A 19,628-nucleotide genomic window follows, 5' to 3' on the forward strand; every position below is an offset into this window, starting at 1 on the left:
GACATGTTTTTGGTTGGTATCCCTGCTTACATTGAGACGACTGTGCAACCACTCCAGCACCCCGCCAGCCCGTTGCCGGTCGATGAAAACGATCGGCTCGCCGAGCTGCGGCGGCTGCAGATTCTGGACACCTTGCCGCAGGCCGCGTTTGACAGCCTCACCAGCCTGGCCGCCGGCATCTGCGGCACACCGATGGCGCTGATCTCGCTGGTGGACTCCAGCCGCCAGTGGTTCAAGGCGCGCCAGGGCATCGAGGTGGCGCAGACCTCCCGAGACGAATCGTTCTGTGCCCACGCCATCTTGCGACCCCACGACGTGCTGGTGGTCAACGACGCCGCCAGCGATGCGCGCTTTCAGACCTTCCCCATGGTGAGCAGCGGTGAACTGGTGTTTTATGCCGGTGCGCCCATCGTCACCTCCAGCGGTGCAGCACTGGGCACGGTGTGTGTGCTCGACAGCGTGCCGCGCGAGCTCGACGACAAACAACTGGGCATGTTGAAGCACCTGGCCGATCTGGCCATGCAGCTCATCGAGCACGAGCGCAGCCGCCGGGAGCAGTCCGAGCGCATGGTCGAGCAGATCGTCAAAAGCCAGAAGATCGTGCGGGACGTGCTCAACGAAGGCCGCGACATGGCCGCCTTCATCGACCGGGAGCACTGCTACCAGTTCGTCAACCCGGCGTTTCAGCGCTACTGGATCCGGGAGCCGCAGGAGATTCTGGGCATGCGCGTGCAGGACCTGATCGATCGCACCAGCTACCGTGCCTTGTTCAAGCCCAGCATCAACCAGGCGCTGGCCGGCCACGAGTCGCAGTTCGAGCTGGAGGTGGAATTCCCCGGCATGGGCACCCGCTTCCTGGAGGTCACGCACATTCCGGCGCGCGACGCTGGCGCGGTACACGGCGTGGTCGAACGCGCGCGCGACATCACCCTGCGCAAGCACAGCGAGCGGCAGCTGGACGCCGCCGTCAAGGAGCTGCAGGCCAAGCGTCTGGCCAACCGCAAGTACGTCTACAGCGTCTCGCACGATCTCAAGGAGCCGGTCAACGCCATCACCAACGCGACCGGTCTGCTGGCCGAGGCTGCCGCCTTGCGCGACGACCCGCTGGAAACCCGCTGCCTGCGCATCGCCCAGGAAGCCGGTGCCAAGCTCTCACGGGTGCTGGAAGACCTGCGCCTCTACAGCGAGGTGGACACCAGCGACATGCGCATGCAGCCGCACCTGGCCCACGGCATCTACGCCGAAGCCATCACCGAGATCGAGGCCGAACTCGCAGCCAGGGGCGTGGAGGTCGACATGTTTGTGGCGGGCACCATCCTGGCCGATGCACCGCTCATGAGCCTGGCCATACGCAGCATTCTGGAAAGCCTGCTGGGCTCTGCGCAGCGGCTGGGCGCGGTGCCCGGCGAATGCCTGGTGGTCATCCGCTCGAAAGAAGAGCTGCTCACGCACCGGGTGGACATCACCGTGCAGCAGCGCAGCGGGTTGCCCAATCTGGCCGACACGGAGGACCGCAAGGGCCAGCCGGCGCCAGCGCGGCGCGCGCGCAAACGCGCCTTGAGCGACGTGCGCGACCTGGGCCTGGGGCTGTCGATTGCCTCGCACATCATCGACCTGCACCAGGGCGAATTGCAGATCGAACTCAAGTCAGACAGCGGCAACTGCTTTTCCGTGATCCTGCCCGGCCACGCCCGGGCGACCGAACCAGACCGAGCGGGATTTCCAGCATGAACACACCACGCACGGTGCAGCGCGTCGTCCTCATCGACGACAGCGAGAACGACAATTTTTTCCACGAGATCGCGCTGCGCAAGTCGGGCTTCAGCGGCGAGATCGTCATCTTCGAGAGCGGCGAGCGTGCGCTCGACTTTCTGCTTCGCGCACCAGCCACGGTGTCGACCATGGTCTTCCTGGACATCAACATGCCGGGCATGAACGGCTTTGAGGTGGCGCGCGCGCTCAGCGAGCGGCTGCCGGCGCAGGCCGAGCTGCAGCTCAACATCCTCACCTCATCGGCCTGGTCGGTGGACAAGGCCGCTGCAGAGTCGATTGACCTCATCCAGAACTACCTGGTGAAGCCGCTGACCCAGCAGATGGTGGCGGGTCTGATCGCTCGTGAGGACATCGGGGTTTGCCCTGTGGTGGGAATCCGTCAACGCATGGCGCATAATCCGTGAGTGCAGCTGGTGAACAGTTGCGCAAGCCAGGTGATCGGTCAGTTTCGCGCGCTACGGCGGTACTTCGTGGATTTGTTGTGCTTTCGGGACCCCATCGCTTTTGTTTTATGTGTTTTTTGAGGAGTCCCCATGGGCAATAAACTTTACGTCGGCAACCTGCCGTACACCGTCCGCGACGAAGACCTGCAACAGTCTTTCAGCGAATTCGGCTCTGTCAACAGCGCCAAGGTCATGATGGAACGCGACACCGGTCGCTCCAAAGGCTTCGGTTTTGTCGAGATGGGCAATGACGCAGAAGCGCAAGCCGCTATCTCCGGCATGAACGGTCAGTCGCTCGGCGGCCGCAGCATCACCGTGAACGAAGCCCGTCCGATGGAGGCACGTCCTCCCCGCACCGGTGGCTACGGCGGCGGTGGTGGTGGCTACGGTGGTGGCGATCGCTCCGGCGGTGGCGGCTACGGTGGTGGTGGTGGCGGCGGACGCGGCGGCTACTAAGTCCTCGCATCCTGCTGCCTCAGCCCCGCGCTGAGTCAAGCCAAAAGGCCTCGAAACTTCGGTTTCGAGGCCTTTTTCGTTGGGCAACGTTTTGTCGCCGGCGAATCAGGGCCGGGACTGTCGAAAGGCCATCACCGCCTGGTTGCGCAGCGTCTTGAGCAGAGCGAGTTCTTTCTCGTCGAGCGCGATGTCGGAGGCGCTGGACTTGTCGGCGTAGATCAGACCGAACGTCGTGCCTTTGAGCTGCAGAGGCAACAGCAGGAAGGCCGGCGCGTTGATCTGGCTGCGGTACCAGGCGGGCAGCTTTTGCGCCACATTGGGCACGCCGGCATCGCGGATCAGCGTGTCCAGGCCCTTGTTGCAGACCATGCCGAAGAGGTCCTGCGCGTCCTTGAGCGGCACACGAAACAGCTTGGCCACCGCAGCCGCATCGTCGCCCAGGCCAAACCGGCCGGTGAGGCTTTGCGTGGCTGGGTCGCGCAGGCAGAACAGCACACGGCGAAAACCGAGCGCACGGTACATCGTCTCCAGCACCATGCGCAGCACGTCGTTGAGTTCGAAGTCTTCCACCATGGCATTGGTGATGTCCTGGATGCCGGTGGCCAGCAGGTCGGCCGACACCACGCGCGGCAAGGTGACGGTCTGGATGTCGTGCGCGGTGTCGGGAGCAGCTTCGGCCGTCAGCTCCAGCGGCTGCAGGGAGTCTGCGGGCAGCGCCTTGATGGGAGCCGGTCTGAGCAGCCGGGAGGCGGGTGAATCGCCGCTCACCTGCACGCCCATGGCCTCGGCGGTCTGCGCGAGTTTCTCGCGCGCGGCCAGTGCCATGGTCTGGATGTGTCGAACCTCCAGACCCAGACCGCTGGCGTAGCGGGTCGACAGGCGTGCGAGTTCGCGAGCCAGCGCATCGCCTTCCTTGTGCAGGAAGGCGTCGGCCATTTCGTTGGACGCCAGGCACAGCCAGCGCAGGCGCTCTTCGGTGTCGGCGGGCGGACGCGAAGGCGGGTTGCCGGCGGGTTTGCGCATGAGGCGCTGGATGCTGGCGGGCAGGTCCCACACGCGGGCCACCCCCAGGCCCAGGTCTTCGCAGGTCATGCCCAGGACTGCGAGCGCTGCCACGTCTTCGGTTTTGCCTGCAGCGATGCCCTTGCGCATCTGCTGCGCCTCTTCGGGAAAGTAGAACTCGGTGAGCAGGCGACCCAGGTTCTGGAACAACGAACCGATGAACACCTCTTCGCCCTCGCGCGAGAGGGCACACAGGTCGCTGGCCAGCGAGCCGGCCAGCAGCGCACGCAGGAACTCGACCTTGAGCAGGTTGGCGTGTGCCTTGTTCTGCATGTGTTCGAGCAACACCAGGCTCATGGCGATGTTGCGGATGCCCACAAAACCGATGAGGCTCACCGCGCGCGACACGGTGCTGATGCTGCCGCCACCGGCATGCGCGAACTGCGGGGTGTTGACCAGGCGCAGCAGCTTGTTGGTCAGGGCCACGTCTTTGAGGATTTCGCTGGTGAGCGAGTTCAGGCTTTCGTTTTCCGAGGACGCCATGCTCTGCACACGGCCGATGGATTCGGACATGGCGGGGAAGTCGCTCTTGTGGCGCATGCGCCGCAGCAGAAAGCCCAGCGTGGCGTGGCTGCCCTGGGGTTCAGGGGTGTTGTTGCTGTCCTGCTGTTGCCCTTGCCACTCGCGCAGGGCCTGGGCCAGGGCTTCGGCGCTCGCGATGCGGCTGCGTGCGTCGCGCGCGAGTGCGCGCATGAGCAGGGTGCGCAGCGCGTCGTCCACCTCGTGCACGCTGTCGGGCGGCAGCGCCAGGTCTTCGTGGGTCACCCGGTAGATCGCGCGGTAGGTGTCGCGGCCGTCCACCAGCGGTTGGCCGAACAGCATCTCGGCGAGCACCAGCGCGGCGCCGAACACGTCGCTGGTGGCGGTGGCGGCTTGCCCGGTGGCGGCTTCGGGCGACAAATAGCCCGGCGTGCCCTGCACGGTGTCGGCGTCCACATCGGCCGTGCCCATGCCGGCGGCGATGCCGAAATCGGTGACCTTGGGGCGCAGGTTGCGGTCGAGCAGGATATTGGACGGTTTGAGGTCGCGGTGCACCACCCCGGCCGCGTGCGCCACGTGAAGGGCATCGAGCACCGGCAGCATCAGGGCCAGCGCTTGTGCTGCGGGCATGGCGCCGTTTTCATGCAAGTGCCCGGCCAGCGTCTGGCCCGCGACGTACTCGAACACCAGAGCAGGCTGGCCGTCGATCACGTCGGCTTCAAACAGCGTGGCAATGTGCGGGTGCGAGAGCCGCGCCACGTGGCGCGCTTCGCGCAGCCAGGGTTCCATGCCGGCCCGGGCGCCAGGGCGCACCGCCTGCATCACCTTGATGGCGACCTGCCTGTCAAGCCGGGGATCGTGGGCCAGCCACACCGTGGCGTGCACGCCCTTGCCCAGCACCTGACGCAGTTCGTACCGGCCGAGGTATTTCGGGTGGGCGGGGCGGGCGCCGGGGCTGGGGGGAGGGCTTGCGTTCACATGGCTCCGGTGAGGTTCAGTTGACCATCACCAGCTTACCCTTGACCGAGCGCGATCCCATGATGGCGTAGGCCTTGTGCAAATCGCTCATGGGCAGGGTCTGGTCGATCACCGGTTTCACCTGGCCCTTGGCGTACATGACGGCCAGGGCCTGCATCATCTCGGCGTTGGCCTTGGGCTCGCGGCGCGCGAAGTCGCCCCAGAACACACCCACGATGCTCGCACCCTTGAGCAGGGTGAGGTTCAGCGGCAGCGCCGGGATGGGGCCGCTGGCAAAGCCCACCACGAGGTAGCGGCCGCGCCAGGCGATGGAGCGAAACGCGGGCTCGGCGAAGTCGCCACCCACCGGGTCGTAGATCACGTCCGGGCCCTTGCCGTCGGTGAGCTGTTTGATGGCGTCGCGCAAGCCCTCTTTGGGTGTGTGCACGCTGTAGTTGATGGTGGCGTCGGCGCCGAGCTGCTTGCAGAGTTCGCACTTCTCGTCGCTCGACGCGGCCGCGATCACGCGCGCGCCCGCCGCCTTGGCGATCTGGATGGCCGCCGTGCCCACGCCACCGGCCGCGCCGAGGATCAGCACGGTCTCGCCGGCCTTGAGGGCGGCGCGGTCCATGAGCGCGTGCCACGAGGTGGCGTAGATCATGATGAAAGCGGCGGCGTCCACGGCGGGGAAACCCGCGGGCAGTGGCATGCACAGGGCGGCGGGCGCGATCGTGTGCGTGCCGAAGCCACCGGTGCCGCTCAGGCAGGCCACGCTCTGGCCCACCTGCAGGTGCTTCACGCCTTCACCCACGGCGCGCACCACGCCGGCGTATTCCGAGCCCGGCACGAAGGGCAGGGCGGGCTTCATCTGGTATTTGTTCTGCACGATCAGCAGGTCGGGAAAGTTCAGGCTCGCGGCCTGGATCTCGATCAGCACCTCGCCCGCCTTGGGCTCGGGTGTGGGCAGTTCTTTCCAGGTCAGGGCGTCAACGCCCACGGGGTTTTCACATAGCCAGGCGTGCATGCCGTCTCCTCGGTTGTTGGGGTGGGTCGGGCCATGATAGGCAGGGCAGACGCCCCCGTTGCAGCGGGTAAGCCCGTTGTCTGTCTCAAGCGTGACCAATGGGAAGCCACCTAAAATCGCTTGATGAAAATTCTCATCTCCAACGACGACGGCTACCAGGCGCCCGGCCTCGTGGCGCTGTATGAGGCCCTCAAGGGGCTGGCCGAGGTCGAGGTGGTGGCACCCGAGCACAACAACAGCGCCAAATCCAACGCGCTGACCCTGCATTCCCCGCTGTACGTGCACACCGCGCACAACGGCTTTCGCTACGTCAACGGCACACCCGCCGACTGCGTGCACATTGCGCTCACCGGCCTGCTGGGCTACCGGCCCGACCTCGTGGTCTCGGGCATCAACAACGGCGCCAACATGGGCGACGACACCATTTATTCGGGCACGGTGGGCGCGGCCATGGAGGGTTACCTCTTCGGCATCCCGGCGATTGCTTTCTCTCAAACCGAAAAGGGCTGGGGCCACCTGGACGACGCGGGCCGCATGGCCGCGCGGCTTGTGTCGCAGTTGCTGCCATCGCTGGAAAACGGTGCGCCGGTGGAGCCCTGGCTGCTCAACGTGAACATCCCCAACCGGCCCATCGCCGACATCAAGGGCTTCAAGGTGGCGCGCCTGGGCCGGCGCCACGCCGCCGAGCAGGTGATTTCGCAGACCAACCCGCGCGGCGACACCATGTACTGGATCGGCAGCGCAGGCAAAGCCAAGGACGATGCGGACGGCACCGACTTCCACGCCGCCGTGCAGGGCTACGCGACCATCACACCGCTGAAGGTGGACCTCACCGACCACGAGCGCCTGGCCTACTGGGCACCCACGGCCGCCAGCCTGTCGGCGCCGCCCGAGACCGCGATTGCCGGGGGAGCCAGTTCTTGAAGGACGCCGGCAAGGCCCGACCGACCTTTCCGGCCCGGTTGCCGGCCGCGCCCGCGTCACCCACGGTGCGTCCGTCTGCTGCGCGTGTTTCCCAGCCCGCGCTGGCCAGCGTCAAATCCGCGCCGCGCCCGGCCATCAAAACCACCGCGCCGGTGCGGCCGGTGGCGCCCAGCGGCGTGGGCATGGATTCGTCGGCGGTGCGCGCGGCCATGGTGCGCAAGATCCAGGCGCAGGGTGTGAGCCACGCCGGTGTGCTCGCGGCTTTGCAGGCGGTGGAGCGCCACCGGTTTGTGGACACCGCGCTGGTGAACCAGGCGTACGAGGACACCAGCCTGCCGATCGGCCTGGGCCAGACCATCTCCAAGCCCGGTGTGGTGGCACGCATGATCGAACTGCTGTGCGCCGGTCACACCGGCAAGCTCGGTCGCGTGCTGGAGATCGGCACCGGCTGCGGTTACCAGGCTGCGGTGCTGGCCCATGTGGCGCGCGAGGTCTACAGCATCGAACGCCTGCGTGGCCTGCACGAAAAAGCGCGTGAGAACCTTCGTGCCTTCCGCGTCTCCAATTTGCACTTGCTGTTCGGCGACGGCATGCTCGGGTACGCCAAAGGTGCTCCTTATGCCGCCATCATTGCCGCCGCTGGCGGCAATGACATACCTCAGACCTGGATTGATCAGCTGGCGGTGGGTGGCCGGCTCGTGGCGCCTGCGGTCACGGCAGCGGGCAAGCAGAACCTTGTGGTGGTGGACAAAACCGCCACCGGGGTGGTGCGCACCGAGCTGGAAGCCGTGTTTTTTGTGCCTCTAAAATCGGGCATCGCATGAGAGTCCCGCTGCCCAGCGCAGCGGGAACGTTTTTTAATCGGAGCACGCCTCATGGCGTGTTGCGGCATTGGTTGGGAGTTTTCATGTACATGCGTTTTCCTCAGGCCGCCGGCCTGCCATCGGCGTCGCGCCGCTCTGCCTGGCGAGGTGCGGCACTCATGACCGTGCTGGCGGCGCTGCTGGTCACGGCGGGATGCTCCACCCGGCGCGTGTCGGGCCCCGCTCCCGTGGAAGATCGCGGCTTGGTCCGCCCTGCTGCAGCCCCTCTGCCCGGCGCAGAGAACGCCGGCAAGCCCGGCTACTACACCGTGAAACCGGGCGACACGCTCTTTCGCATTGCGCTGGACAACGGCCAGAACTGGCGCGATGTCCAGACCTGGAATGGACTGACCAACCCCAACGCCATCGAAGTGGGTCAGGTGTTGCGCGTGCAGCCGCCCGCAGCGGTGGCGCAACCCGCGCCGGTGGTGGCCAGCACCCCTGTGACTCCGGCCGGAGTCGTCTCGCGTCCCCTCACCGACACCGCGCCTGCGGCAGCCCCCATTCCAGCGCCGACGCCTGCGCCCGCATCGGCCGGCGCCGACGAACTCCAGTTCATCTGGCCAGCGCAGGGCACGGTGGTGTCCTCCTTCGACGAGGCCACCAACAAAGGCGTGTCGATCGCCGGCAAGATCGGTGACCCGGTGCTGGCCGCAGCAGACGGCCGCGTGGTCTATGCCGGTGCCGGCCTGCGCGGCTACGGCAACCTCATCATCTTGAAGCACAACAACACCTACCTCACCGCCTATGCGCACAACCAGGCCTTGCTGGTGCGCGAAGACCAGGCCGTGCGCCAGGGCCAGAAGATCGCCGAGATGGGCAGCAGCGATGCCGACCGCGTGAAGCTGCACTTCGAGGTGCGCCGCCTGGGCAAACCGGTCGACCCGATCGGCTATCTGCCCAAACGCTGAGCCGGGGCCACCATGGCTTGGCCGGTGCTCGTTTTCGACATCGAGTCCATTCCCGACGTCGACGGCTTGCGCGCCCTGCGCAGTGCGCCGGCCGACCACACCGACGAGCAGGTCTACGCGGCCTGGCTCGAAGAGCGCAAGGCCAAGGGCCAGAGCGATTTCATGCCGCTGCACCTGCAGCGCGTGCTGGTGATCAGCTGCGTGTTCCGCAACGCCGAGGGCCTGCGCATCCACTCGTTTGTGGACCGCGACGGCCGGAGCGAAGGCAAGGTGGTGCAGACCTTTTTTCATGCGGTGGAGAAACACACACCGCAACTGGTGAGCTGGAACGGCGGCGGTTTCGATCTGCCGGTGTTGCACTACCGCGGCCTGCGCCACGGCGTGGAGGCGAGCAAGTACTGGGACCTCGGCGAAGACGACCGCGAGTTCAAGTGGAACAACTACATCAGCCGCTATCACATGCGCCACCTGGACCTGATGGACCTGCTGGCCATGTACTCGCCCAAGAACAACGCGCCGCTGGACGCCATGGCCAAGCTCTGCGGCTTTCCCGGCAAGCTGGGCATGGACGGCTCGCAGGTGTACGCGCAATACATCGCAGGGCAGACCGAGGACATCCGCCGCTACTGCGAGACGGATGTGATGAACACCTATCTCGTGTACTGCCGTTTCCAGAAGATGCGCGGCGGCCTGACCGAGGCGGAGTACGAGCAGGAGATCGCCATGGTCAAGGAGACGCTGGGCAACCTGGCGCCTGCCGAATCGCATTGGGATGAATATCTCAAAGCTTGGGCCTGAGACAATCGAGGGATGACGACAGCCGCCACCCTCCACGTAAACAGCCTCCTCACCACCGCCAACGCCGCGGCCCACGACGCACCCGAGAGCCCTCTGCCCGACGGCTGGCTCGCGGTGGAGTCGCTGGACATCGATGCCCAGGGCATCGCCCGCCGGCCCGACGGCAAGGTGGTCTTCATCGAAGGCGCTCTGCCGTTCGAGCAGGTCAGCGTCAATGTGCACCGCAAAAAGAACAACTGGGAAGCCGGTGTGGTGACCGCGGTGCACCACGAGTCTGCGCAGCGCGTGCGCCCGGGTTGCCCGCATTTCGGCCTGCACGCCGGCGCTTGCGGCGGCTGCAAGATGCAGCACCTGCACGAATCGGCCCAGGTGGCCGTGAAGCAGCGTGTGCTCGAAGACAACCTCTGGCACCTGGGCAAGGTGCGCGCCGAGACGATGCTGCGCCCGATCGAAGGGCCGGCCTGGGGCTACCGCTTCCGCGCGCGCCTGTCGGTGCGCCATGTGCACAAAAAAGGCGAGGTGCTGATCGGTTTTCATGAGCGCAAGAGCCGCTACGTGGCCGACATGCGGGTCTGCCCGGTGCTGCCGCCCCATGTGAGCGAGATGCTTATGCCGCTGCGCGAACTGATCTTCGGCATGGACGCACGCGAGACCTGCCCGCAGATCGAGCTGGCCTGCGGTGACGACGTGACCGCCATGGTGCTGCGCCACCTGGAGCCGCTGAGCGAAGACGACATCAGCCGCCTGCGCGCGTTCGCGCAGCAGCACGGTGTGCAGTGGTGGCTGCAGGCCAAGGGGCCGGACACCGTGAAGCTGCTGGACACCGATGGCCCGCAGCTGTCTTACGCCTTGCCCGAGTTCGGCATCACCATGCCGTTCAAGCCGACCGACTTCACCCAGGTGAACCCGGCCATCAACCGCGTGCTGGTCACGCGCGCGCTGCGCCTGCTGGACGCGAAGAAGAACGAACGTGTGATCGACTGGTTCTGCGGCCTGGGCAACTTCACCCTGCCGATTGCCACCACCGCGGGCGAGGTGCTCGGCATTGAAGGCAGTGAAACGCTGGTGGCGCGCTCGCGCGACAACCTGGCGTTGAACCAGGCCGGGCGCAGCACTCCGCTGGTGCCCACGGCGTTTGCCGCGCGCAACCTGTTCGAGATGACGCCGGACATGCTGGTGGCCGACGGCACGGCGCAGAAATGGCTGGTGGACCCGCCACGCGAAGGCGCGTTTGCGCTGGCCAAGGCCCTGGCGGATCTGCACCAGAACCCGGCCCAGCGCGGTGGCTGGACGCCGCCGCAGCGCATCGTGTATGTGAGCTGTAACCCAGCCACGCTGGCGCGCGATGCAGGCCTGCTGGTGCACCAGGCGGGCTACCGCTGTGTGGCCGCGGGCGTGGTCAACATGTTTGCGCACACGGCACACGTGGAGAGCATGGCGGTGTTTGAACTCGATCCGTCGCGGATTCCGGGCAAGGACGCAGCGCCCGAATAAACCGGGCGGGGCTGCGGATCAGGAGTTGCGCGAGGCGCTGGCCGACTTGCCGCCGTCCGGTGCGGCCGGGCTGGCGGCGGGGGTTGCTTCAGCCGGTGCGGGCTCGGCCGGCATGCCCACGATGGCGTTCTCGCGCATGTACTCGTCCATCTCCTTCCAGCCTGCGAACACGGCGGCCTTGCCCGCACGCGGGTAGCCGCCGAAACAGTCTTCGATGCTGCGCACCGCGTGGCGGCAGGCGCTGCCGATGGCCTTGCCCTCGGCTTCCTTTTTGGCAGCCACATCCACTGCGCTCTCGATGCCGAGCGCGTCACAACCCGCCAGCAGGCTGGCGGCACCCAAGAGGCAGGCAGAGAGGGCAGTGTGTCGCATGGTGTGTGGTGTGGGTTTCCAGTTGTTTCGGCGTTTGCCCCCGGAACTTGACACCTGATTGACAAGGGAAAAGCACCGGCAAGAAAAAAGGACCCGAAGGTCCTTTTTCCTGGTGCGCGAGGGCGATTACTCGCGGTCGCCGCCAAACATGCCCAGCAGCATGAGCAGGCTCTGGAAGATGTTGAACAGGCTCAGGTACAGGCCCAGGGTGGCGGTGATGTAGTTGGTCTCGCCGCCATCCACGATGCGCTTGAGGTCGTACAGCAGGTACAAGCTGAACACCACGATGGCGATGGTGGCAATGGCGGCCATGGCGGCCGGGCTGCCCACGAACACGTTGATGATCGCGCCGATCATGATGGCCAGTGCACCCACGAAGAGCCACTTGCCCATGCCCGAAATGTCGCGCTTGATCACGGTCGACAGGTTGGCCATGATGAAGAACACACCAGCGGTGCCGCCGAAGGCCGTCATGATCAGGCTGGAGCCGTTGCTGAAACCCAGCACCATGGCCAGCATGCGTGACAGCATGAGACCCATGAAGAAAGTGAAGCCCAGCAGCACCGGCACGCCGGCAGCGGAATTCTTGGTCTTCTCGATGGCGTACATGAAGCCGAAGGCGCCGCCCAGGAAGACGATCAAACCCAGACCGCCACCCAGGCTGGCGGTGATGCCGGTCTGCACGCCCACCCAGGCGCCCAGCACGGTCGGCAGCATGGACAGGGCCAGCAGCCAATAGGTGTTGCGCATGACTTTGTTGCGCTGCGCGTCGCTTGAGACTGCGGTGCCGAAGCGGCCGCTGGTGTGGACTTGGTCGGTCATGGTGGTGATCTCCTTCATCATCTGACACGGGGCCGGTGTCTGGGCGTCGACATGAAGCCCAACCGGTGGAAATACATTGTAGGACGCCGAACCTCCCGGGGAACAGGAGGGCAGAAACCGCATTTTTGGTAAGGTCACTTGTGACCTCACGACCCTCAATGATCGCGGTATCGTTGCCACACGCTCGCCGGAGCTCAACATCCTGGCCTGCAACATTCTTCAGACACCCCAACAGGACACAAGTTCATGAAAAACAAACCCATGCTGGACAGCGCCGACGTCAAACTGATCGCTGCAGCCGCCGAAGCCGAAGCGCTGAAGAACAACTGGGCGGTCACGATCGCCATCGTGGATGACGGCGGGCATTTGCTGGGTCTGCAGCGCCTGGACGGCGCCCCCGCGATCTCCGCGCACATCGCCCCGGCCAAAGCCCACACGGCGGCCATGGGCCGGCGCGAGAGCAAGGTCTATGAAGACGTGATCAACCAGGGCCGCATGTCGTTCCTGAGCGCGCCTTTCCTCTCGGGCATGCTCGAAGGTGGCGTGCCGATCATGAAAGATGGCCAGTGCCTGGGTGCGGTGGGTGTGAGCGGGGTGAAGTCCACCGAAGACGCGCAGATTGCACGCGCCGGCATTGCTGCAATAGGGCTCTAAAAAAGACCTGGCTACCGGGGCGCAACGCCCCCTGGCTGGTCAAAAACGACGCCCGGAGACGATGAAATCTCCGAGGTCGCCCCACGATTCAAAACTATTTGGTCAGGATCAGCTTGCCCTGGCGTGTGGCCTGCAAGCGGTAGAGGGATCCGTTGTGGCTGATCGTCACGGCCTTCTGGCCGCGCAGCAGCGAATCGCTGGACACGGACGCAGAAACGCCTTCCCTCGGCTCGGTGTCTTCCACCGCCGGGACAGGTTCCCGCTCGGGGTCCGGGCGAGGTTCCCGGTTCATGGTGCGGGCTCGGTGATGAAGCCGATCTTGCGCACACCGCTGCGCTGGGCTGCGGCCATGGCCTGGGCCACGCGCTCGTAGCGCACCGCCTTGTCGCCACGGATGTGCAGCTCGGGTTGCGGCTCCTGAGCCGCCGCAGCGCTCAGGCGGGTGGCGAAATCGGCATCGTCCACGCGCTGGTCGTTCCAGAAGTACGCACCGTCGGCGTCCACCGAGAGGCGGATGTTTTCCGGTTTGTCCAGCACCTTTTCCATGCTGGCCTGCGGCAGTTCGATGTTGACCGCGTGTTTGATCACCGGCACCGTGATGATGAAGATGATCAGCAGCACCAGCATCACGTCGATGAACGGGATCATGTTGATCTCGCTCATCATGTCGTCGCTGTCCTGTTGGGTTCCGATGGCCATGGTGGGGTTCCTCTTCAGGCTTTCTTCATCGGCAGCACCTTGGCATCGCCCCCGGCGGTGACGCGGGCCCCGGTGACGAAGTAGGCGTGCAGGTCGTGCGCAAAGCGGTTGAGCTGGTGGCTGATGCCCTTGTTGCCGCGAACCAGGGCGTTGTAGCCCAGCACCGCAGGAATGGCGACCAGCAGACCGAGTGCCGTCATGATCAGCGCCTCGCCGATCGGGCCGGCCACCTGGTCGATGCTGACCTGGCCCGCGGCGCCGATGCTCAGTAGCGCGTGGTAGATGCCCCAGACCGTGCCGAACAGGCCCACGAAGGGCGCGGTGGAGGCCACCGAGGCCAGCACCGAGAGGCCGCTCTGGGCGCGCGCGGTGAAGTCGTCCACGCTCTTGCGCAGCGAACGCTCGACCCAGTCGCTCACGTCCAGGCTGTCGTGCAGCTGGCGCTGCGGTGGTGCGCCATTGTGGCCATCTTTGTGCAGGATGTGGCGGGTCGATTCGCGACCCTCCAAGGCCACGGCACGAAACGGGTTGCCTTCGGCGGGACCCAGTTTGTCCAGGCCTTCGGCGAAATCGGCGCTGTGCCAGAAGCCTTCAACGCCCTTGGCCTGCGCGCGTTGTGCGCGCTGGTCCAGCGCTTTCCACAGGATGATGATCCAGGTGGCGAGCGACATGAGCAGCAGCACGATGGCCACCGAGCGGGTGACCCAGTCACCCTGGGTCCAGACGTGGGCGATGCCCGAGCTTGCGAGTTGTGGTTCCATGATTTTTCTGACTCCTGCTGACGGGGTTTATTCCAAAACGAAATTGATCGGCACGTTGAACCACATGGCCTCGGGCACACCAGCACGCTTGCCGGGCACGTAGCGCCAGCGCAGCACGGTCTGCACCGCGGTCTGGTCCAGGCGCTCGAAGCCACTGGACTGGCGCACCTCGGCGCGCGTGGCGGTTCCGTCCACCTCGATGAAGACGCGCACCACGACCTTGCCTTGTTCACCCAGGCGCTTGGACAGCGGTGGGTACGGCGGGCGCGGGTTGTTGAGGTAGTCGGCGCTGCTGGAAGGCAGTTCGATGCGGGGCGGCGCTGCTGGCGCCGGTGGGGCGGGTGGCGCGGCAGCCACCACCGGCTCTGCAGGGGCGGGTGGCGCGGGCGGGCTGGGCGGGACCACCGGGGCCAGCGCGGAAGGCTCGGGTGTGGGTGTGGCCACCGGTTGCGGCAAGGGTTGCGGCACCGGCCGTGGTCTGGGCTTCGGCGGTGCAGGGGTGGCCACTGGTGGGGCGGGCGGAGGTGGCTCGATCTGAGGCTGCGGCGGCTCGATGAATTCGGCCATCACCTGCACCGGAATCACCAGCTCCACGGCACGCTTGAGCAGGCCGCTCTGCAGCGCCCAGAGCGCGCCGACATGAAACACCACCACCGACAGCACGATGGCCAGACGGCGTTGGAGCTGGGTGGGCATGGCCTCAGACATGGGGGAGTGGGGCGGCGCCAGGGTGGCGCTGTGTGGGCTCATCAGTTTAGCGGCGTGGGCGGTGGGTGCATCAGGCGCGAAAGATCCACCACACGGCGCACAACATCACGACGAATCCAGTGGCCAGGGCAACGAGTCCGGTGGTCATGGTGGGTCCTTTCGGGGATGTGAACAGGTGGGGCATCGCGAAAAGTTATTCTAAACGAGAATGCTTCGTATTTGCATAAATAAGCAAAAAAAGGAGCGATCAGAGAACGTCGGCACTGGACCGCAGCATCCCGGGCGCATCGGCCAGTGTGCGGCAGCCGGTCAGGGCCATGGCGATCTCGAGTTCGTCGCGCAACAGGCGCAGCACATGGGCCACGCCGGTGGCGCCCGCGTTGGCCAGACCGTGCAGCACCGGGCGGCCCACCAGCACGGCCGACGCACCGAGCGCCATGGCCTTGAGCACATCGGTGCCACGGCGAATGCCGCCGTCGACCAGCACCGGCGCATCACCCGCCACGGCCTGTACCACGCGTGGCAACAGCGCGGCGGTGGCGGGCATGGTGTCCAGCGTACGCCCGCCGTGGTTGGAGACGATCAGCCCGGCTGCGCCGCAGTCGAGCGCCTGCCGTGCGTCGAGCGGGTGCACGACGCCTTTGATGAGCACCGGCAGGCGGGTGACGGAGCGCAGCCAGGCGATGTCGTCCCAGGTGGGGGCGTGGGTCATGAGGTGGTCGAACACGGCGCTGTGACCGGTGGTCGGCGCGGCCGTGTCCGACTCGCGCAGGCCGGCGAGATTGACGGCAGACACGCCGGCCGGCAGGCGAAAACCCGCGCGGCGTTCGCGGTCGCGCACGCCGTTCACGGGCGCGTCCACCGTGAGCACCAGGGCCTCGAACCCGGCGGCCTCGGCCCGCTGCACGAGCTCGCGGGTGAATCCGCGGCCGGGCTGCAGGTAGAGCTGGAACCACAAGGGGCCGCGACCGGCATCGGGCAGAAACGCGCGGGCCACGTCTTCGAGCAGGGTGCTGGCTTGCGTGCTGAGCACCAGGCCTGCGCCCAATGCTGCTGCGGCCAGCGCGGTGGCCTGTTCGCCGTGGGGGTGCGCCAGATGCTGGTAGGCCATGGGCGCCACCAGGATCGGGTGGGCGAGTTCGCGGCCCAGCAGGTTCACGCGGGTGTGGCCGCCCGCCAGCGGGCGCATCACGCGGGGCAGCAGTTCAATCCCCTGCCATGCTTGGGTGTTGGCGCGCAGCGTGATCTCGTCGGCCGCGCCGCCGTTGAAGTAAGCCCATACCGAATCGCCCAGCACCAGGCGCGCGTGGTGCTCGTGGTCGGCCAGGCTCACCACGCCATCGGGCAGGGTGTTGGGCGCCAGTGGCGCAGCAGCCGGTTTCATGTGTCGGCCCACAGCCGCAGCAGGTTGTGGTACGTGCCTGTGAGCGCGGTTGTCTCGGGCGTTTCGCCGTGGCGCTTTCGCAGGGCCAGCAGGTTCATGTCTAAGTCAAACAGCAGGCGGCGCTGTTCGTCGCTGCGCACCATGCTCTCGACCCAGAAAAAACTGGCGATGCGCTCGCCACGATTGACTGGTTCGACCCGGTGCACGCTGGAGCCGGGGTAGATCACCATGTCACCCGCCGGCAGCTTGATGCGCTGCTCGCCGAAGGTGTCCTGCACGACGAGTTCACCGCCTTCGTAGCTGGCCGGGTCGCTCAGGAACAGGGTGCAGGAGATGTCGGAGCGCACCCATTGCTGGGTGGCTCTGGAATGCAGCACGGCGCCGTCCACATGGGCACCGTAAAAATTGGAGTCTCCGCTGTACCGGTTGAACAGCGGGTTGAACACCTTGCGTGGCAGGGCGGCTGAAAAGAACAGCGGATCCCGGTTGACCGCCGCCAGCACGAGGCCGCGCAGAGATTGCGCGGCCTCGCTGTCTTGAGCGAGTTGCTGGTTGTTTTTCTGACCCAGGGCCTGCACGCCCGCGCTGCTGCGACCGTCGATCCATGCCGCCCGATCGCCGAGCAGCGATCGGGCTGTGTTGAGTTCATCGTCGGTGAGGATGTTCTTCAGGTGCAGGAGCATGGTGTGTCGGTGCGGGCGAACCCGGGTCAGAACAGTTTCTTCAAGGTCAGCTGCACCGTGCGCGCGGCACCGGGCACGTAGAAGCCGCGGTACAGCGAGTCGGCGTAGAGCTCGTCGGTCAGGTTGGTGACGTTGAGCTTGAGCGTGGTGGTTTCGGTGATGCTGTATTCGGCCATGGCATCGAACGTGACGAAGCTGTCGGCCACGATGTGGCGCGAACCTTCGGGGTTCTGTTTGCCACGGTAGTTCAGGCCACCACCGATGCGCAGCTTGGGCAACACCATGTAGGTGGTCCACAGGCTTGCGCTGTGTTTGGGCGTGAGGCCAGGGCGGTCGCCCTGCACCTGAGGACCAGTGCCGGCGGCGTTGAGCACCACGTTGCTCTTGTCGATCTTCGCGCTCGGAATCCAGGTGTGGTTGTAGAAGATGTCCCACTTCGGCGTGATGCGGCCGGCCAGATTGAGTTCCACACCTGCGGCGTGGCGTTTGCCCGAGAGCAGTTGCTGCGTGCTGGCGGTGTCCGGATCGGTGTTGCGCTCGTTGTACTTTTCTGAATAAAACAGTGCTGCGCCAAGCGTTGCACGCTTCTCGAACAGCTCGAACTTGCCGCCGATCTCCAGGTTGCGGCTCTTCTCGGGCGGTGTGTTGGCGTCCCTGGTGTTGGGCGCACCCGGCGTGAACTGGTAGGTGTCGCCCGAGGTGTTGAACGAGGTGCCGAACGACACGTAGTACGAGGTGTTGTCGTCGGGTTGGAACGTGGCGCCCACACGCGGACTCCAGAGGTTCGCCGTCACATCGTTGGCCACGCCGGTGTTGGTCACGTACGTGGCTTTGAAGTTGTCGTAGCGCAGACCGCCAATGAGTTTGACGGTGGAGCTCAGGCTGACGGTGTCCTGCACGTACAGGCCGATGTTGCGCGCGTCGAAGGTGTTGAAGGGCACGGCACCGCGTGCGTCGGCGAAAGAGTCGCCGTCGTTCGGTGTGCCCACGGTGGTGGTCAGCCCGCTGGACGGGCCGGCGAAGTTGTTTGCGCGCTGGGCGTCCTCCTGGTAGATGTCCACGCCGGCCAGCAGGTCGTGCTTCTTGCCCAGGCCGTTGAAGGTGCCCACAAAATCGCTCTGGATCTGCGTGGTGTCGCTGACGCCGATGCGGCCCTTGGGCGAGCGGGTGAGGATGGTGCTGGGGCCGAGGTTGCTGGCGGTGGTGGGTGCGCCGCCGGTGGTGCCGAAGCGGATCACGCTGGCCAGCAGGTCACGTTCGTAGCGGCCGTGGCGCAAGCGGGTGGTCAGCGAGTTCTGGCGGTCAAAGCGGTGGGTGTGGCTGAGCGTGACGTAGTCGGCCGACGTGTCGAGGTGGTCGCTGGCCAGGCCGTAGTAGTTGCGCGCTGGCAGCGTGGGCTGGATCACGCCGTTCTGGGTGAACCAGGGGTGGTTGTAGTTGGGTGTGCCTTCGGATTCCAGGTGGTAGAGACCGACCGAGAACTCGTCGCGCGTGCCGATGCCCCAGCGGTAGGTGGGCGCGACACCGCGCTTGCTCACCTTCGCTCCGTAGTTGTTTTCCTCATGCACCATGGCGTTGAGCCGGAAAGCCGAGTCTTCGCCGGTCATGAAATTGAAGTCGCCGGTCAGGCGCGCTTCGCGGCCGGTGCCCAGCGTGGATGTCACCTCGTGCTGGTTCAGCAGAAACGGCTGCTTGCTGACCTGGTTGACCACGCCGCCGGTGGAGCCTTTGCCGAACAGCATGGAGGCCGAGCCTTTGAGCACTTCCACCCGGTCGTTGTTGAAGGTATCGCGCTCGTAGAGTGCGCCGTCGCGGATGCCATCGGTGTAGATGTCACCGGCCTGACCCAGGGAAAAGCCACGCAGTCGAACGTCTTCTTCGCCCGTTTCACCGGCCTGGAAGGTCACGCCGGCGGTGGTGCGCAGCACCTCGCGGAAGTCGTCGAGGTTGCGGTCGTCGATCAGGCGCTCGGTCATCACCGTCACCGATTGCGGAATGTCGCGCAGCGCCTGGTTGCCCTTGCCGATGCCGCTTGCTGTGGTGCGCAAGCTGTTCTTGGTTTGCGGCACCTCGGCCTGTTCGCGCACGGTCACCGTGGGCAGGGTGTCGGACGGCGTGGTTTGTGCCATGGCACTGAGGGAGCCGGCCAGGAGCATGGCGCCCAGGGGCAACATGGCCGTGGAGGTGGTGAGGTGGGGCTGGGCGAGCGAGCGGGGTTGGGCGTGGCGCTGGCGGGTTTTCCGTTGGGACATGGTGGCAACAAGCTGAAGGGTTTTCGGCTGGCTGCACGCGGGGCGTCCTGGCTGGCTGGAGGTTTGAATTGTATATTAAACGAGAACGATTCGCATTAATTTGTAACC

The 19,628-nt window shown here is 65.8% G+C and carries 20 protein-coding genes; 9 read left to right on the top strand and 11 right to left on the bottom strand.

Annotated features, from left to right (window positions below):
* The first annotated feature begins 42 nt into the window (after positions 1-42).
* The 3 genes from ACN4F8_RS13295 to ACN4F8_RS13305 all read left to right on the top strand — a co-directional run bounded on the left by ACN4F8_RS13295 (position 43) and on the right by ACN4F8_RS13305 (position 2,672).
* The gene (locus ACN4F8_RS13295; RefSeq protein ID WP_419474035.1) at positions 43-1,731 is read left to right on the top strand and encodes a PAS domain-containing protein; all 1,689 of its coding nucleotides are present in this window, start codon (positions 43-45) and stop codon (positions 1,729-1,731) included.
* Positions 1,728-2,177: a response regulator gene (locus tag ACN4F8_RS13300; protein ID WP_419474036.1), complete on the top strand. Its 450-nt coding sequence runs from the start codon at positions 1,728-1,730 to the stop codon at positions 2,175-2,177. The genes ACN4F8_RS13295 and ACN4F8_RS13300 overlap by 4 nt, the downstream gene beginning before the upstream one ends.
* A gap of 129 nt (positions 2,178-2,306) precedes the next feature.
* Entirely contained in the window at positions 2,307-2,672 is a 366-nt protein-coding gene (locus ACN4F8_RS13305; protein WP_159605413.1) for an RNA recognition motif domain-containing protein, read from the top strand.
* A 105-nt stretch (positions 2,673-2,777) separates the two neighbouring features.
* Here ACN4F8_RS13305 and ACN4F8_RS13310 read toward each other — a convergent pair whose 3' ends face one another.
* Positions 2,778-5,192, bottom strand: a complete 2,415-nt coding sequence (locus tag ACN4F8_RS13310; RefSeq protein WP_419474037.1) for a protein kinase domain-containing protein — start codon at positions 5,190-5,192, stop codon at positions 2,778-2,780.
* A gap of 16 nt (positions 5,193-5,208) precedes the next feature.
* Positions 5,209-6,195: an NADPH:quinone oxidoreductase family protein gene (locus ACN4F8_RS13315; RefSeq protein ID WP_419474038.1), complete on the bottom strand. Its 987-nt coding sequence runs from the start codon at positions 6,193-6,195 to the stop codon at positions 5,209-5,211.
* A 123-nt stretch (positions 6,196-6,318) separates the two neighbouring features.
* Between ACN4F8_RS13315 and surE the strand changes: the two genes are divergently transcribed.
* The 5 genes from surE (at position 6,319) to rlmD (ending at position 11,185) form a co-directional block, all read left to right on the top strand.
* Positions 6,319-7,119 carry a 5'/3'-nucleotidase SurE gene (surE, locus tag ACN4F8_RS13320; RefSeq protein WP_419474039.1) on the top strand — a complete coding sequence of 267 codons (801 nt, stop codon included), beginning with the start codon at positions 6,319-6,321 and terminating at the stop codon, positions 7,117-7,119.
* Positions 7,116-7,943 (top strand): protein-L-isoaspartate(D-aspartate) O-methyltransferase, encoded by an 828-nt coding sequence (locus ACN4F8_RS13325; RefSeq protein ID WP_419474040.1) that lies wholly within the window; start codon positions 7,116-7,118, stop codon positions 7,941-7,943. The genes surE and ACN4F8_RS13325 overlap by 4 nt, the downstream gene beginning before the upstream one ends.
* A 158-nt stretch (positions 7,944-8,101) precedes the next feature.
* A complete protein-coding gene (locus tag ACN4F8_RS13330) occupies positions 8,102-8,893 on the top strand; it encodes a peptidoglycan DD-metalloendopeptidase family protein (protein ID WP_419474053.1) in 792 nt (263 codons plus the stop codon).
* Between the two features lie 12 nt (positions 8,894-8,905).
* Positions 8,906-9,691: a 3'-5' exonuclease gene (locus ACN4F8_RS13335; RefSeq protein ID WP_419474041.1), complete on the top strand. Its 786-nt coding sequence runs from the start codon at positions 8,906-8,908 to the stop codon at positions 9,689-9,691.
* A 12-nt stretch (positions 9,692-9,703) separates the two neighbouring features.
* On the top strand, positions 9,704-11,185 hold the full coding sequence (gene rlmD, locus ACN4F8_RS13340) for a 23S rRNA (uracil(1939)-C(5))-methyltransferase RlmD (RefSeq protein ID WP_419474042.1): 1,482 nt from the start codon (positions 9,704-9,706) through the stop codon (positions 11,183-11,185).
* An 18-nt stretch (positions 11,186-11,203) separates the two neighbouring features.
* On the opposite strand, the gene ACN4F8_RS13345 is transcribed toward rlmD, so the two are convergent.
* Together ACN4F8_RS13345 and ACN4F8_RS13350 are read right to left on the bottom strand one after the other, a co-directional pair.
* The gene (locus ACN4F8_RS13345; RefSeq protein ID WP_419474043.1) at positions 11,204-11,557 is read right to left on the bottom strand and encodes a hypothetical protein; all 354 of its coding nucleotides are present in this window, start codon (positions 11,555-11,557) and stop codon (positions 11,204-11,206) included.
* Between the two features lie 126 nt (positions 11,558-11,683).
* On the bottom strand, positions 11,684-12,379 hold the full coding sequence (locus ACN4F8_RS13350) for a Bax inhibitor-1 family protein (protein ID WP_419474044.1): 696 nt from the start codon (positions 12,377-12,379) through the stop codon (positions 11,684-11,686).
* 246 nt (positions 12,380-12,625) lie between these two features.
* Between ACN4F8_RS13350 and ACN4F8_RS13355 the strand changes: the two genes are divergently transcribed.
* On the top strand, positions 12,626-13,033 hold the full coding sequence (locus tag ACN4F8_RS13355) for a GlcG/HbpS family heme-binding protein (RefSeq protein WP_419474045.1): 408 nt from the start codon (positions 12,626-12,628) through the stop codon (positions 13,031-13,033).
* A gap of 94 nt (positions 13,034-13,127) precedes the next feature.
* On the opposite strand, the gene hemP is transcribed toward ACN4F8_RS13355, so the two are convergent.
* From hemP to ACN4F8_RS13390, 7 genes are all read right to left on the bottom strand, one after another.
* Complete coding sequence (hemP, locus tag ACN4F8_RS13360; RefSeq protein ID WP_419474046.1) at positions 13,128-13,325, bottom strand: hemin uptake protein HemP; 198 nt, start codon at positions 13,323-13,325, stop codon at positions 13,128-13,130.
* On the bottom strand, positions 13,322-13,732 hold the full coding sequence (locus ACN4F8_RS13365; protein ID WP_419474047.1) for an ExbD/TolR family protein: 411 nt from the start codon (positions 13,730-13,732) through the stop codon (positions 13,322-13,324). Before ACN4F8_RS13365 ends, hemP begins: the two co-directional genes overlap by 4 nt.
* A 14-nt stretch (positions 13,733-13,746) precedes the next feature.
* Positions 13,747-14,493, bottom strand: coding sequence for a MotA/TolQ/ExbB proton channel family protein (locus ACN4F8_RS13370; RefSeq protein ID WP_419474048.1), 747 nt, complete (start codon positions 14,491-14,493; stop codon positions 13,747-13,749).
* A 27-nt stretch (positions 14,494-14,520) separates the two neighbouring features.
* Positions 14,521-15,189, bottom strand: a complete 669-nt coding sequence (locus ACN4F8_RS13375; RefSeq protein ID WP_419474049.1) for an energy transducer TonB — start codon at positions 15,187-15,189, stop codon at positions 14,521-14,523.
* A gap of 259 nt (positions 15,190-15,448) precedes the next feature.
* On the bottom strand, positions 15,449-16,585 hold the full coding sequence (locus ACN4F8_RS13380; protein WP_419474050.1) for an alpha-hydroxy acid oxidase: 1,137 nt from the start codon (positions 16,583-16,585) through the stop codon (positions 15,449-15,451).
* Positions 16,582-17,268: a Fe2+-dependent dioxygenase gene (locus ACN4F8_RS13385; RefSeq protein WP_419474051.1), complete on the bottom strand. Its 687-nt coding sequence runs from the start codon at positions 17,266-17,268 to the stop codon at positions 16,582-16,584. The genes ACN4F8_RS13380 and ACN4F8_RS13385 overlap by 4 nt, the downstream gene beginning before the upstream one ends.
* A 26-nt stretch (positions 17,269-17,294) precedes the next feature.
* A complete protein-coding gene (locus tag ACN4F8_RS13390; protein ID WP_419474052.1) occupies positions 17,295-19,520 on the bottom strand; it encodes a TonB-dependent receptor in 2,226 nt (741 codons plus the stop codon).
* Between the last annotated feature and the right edge of the window lie 108 nt (positions 19,521-19,628).

The sequence above is a fragment of the Hydrogenophaga sp. genome (genome assembly GCF_048549895.1).
In the GTDB taxonomy this organism is placed as follows: domain Bacteria; phylum Pseudomonadota; class Gammaproteobacteria; order Burkholderiales; family Burkholderiaceae_C; genus Hydrogenophaga.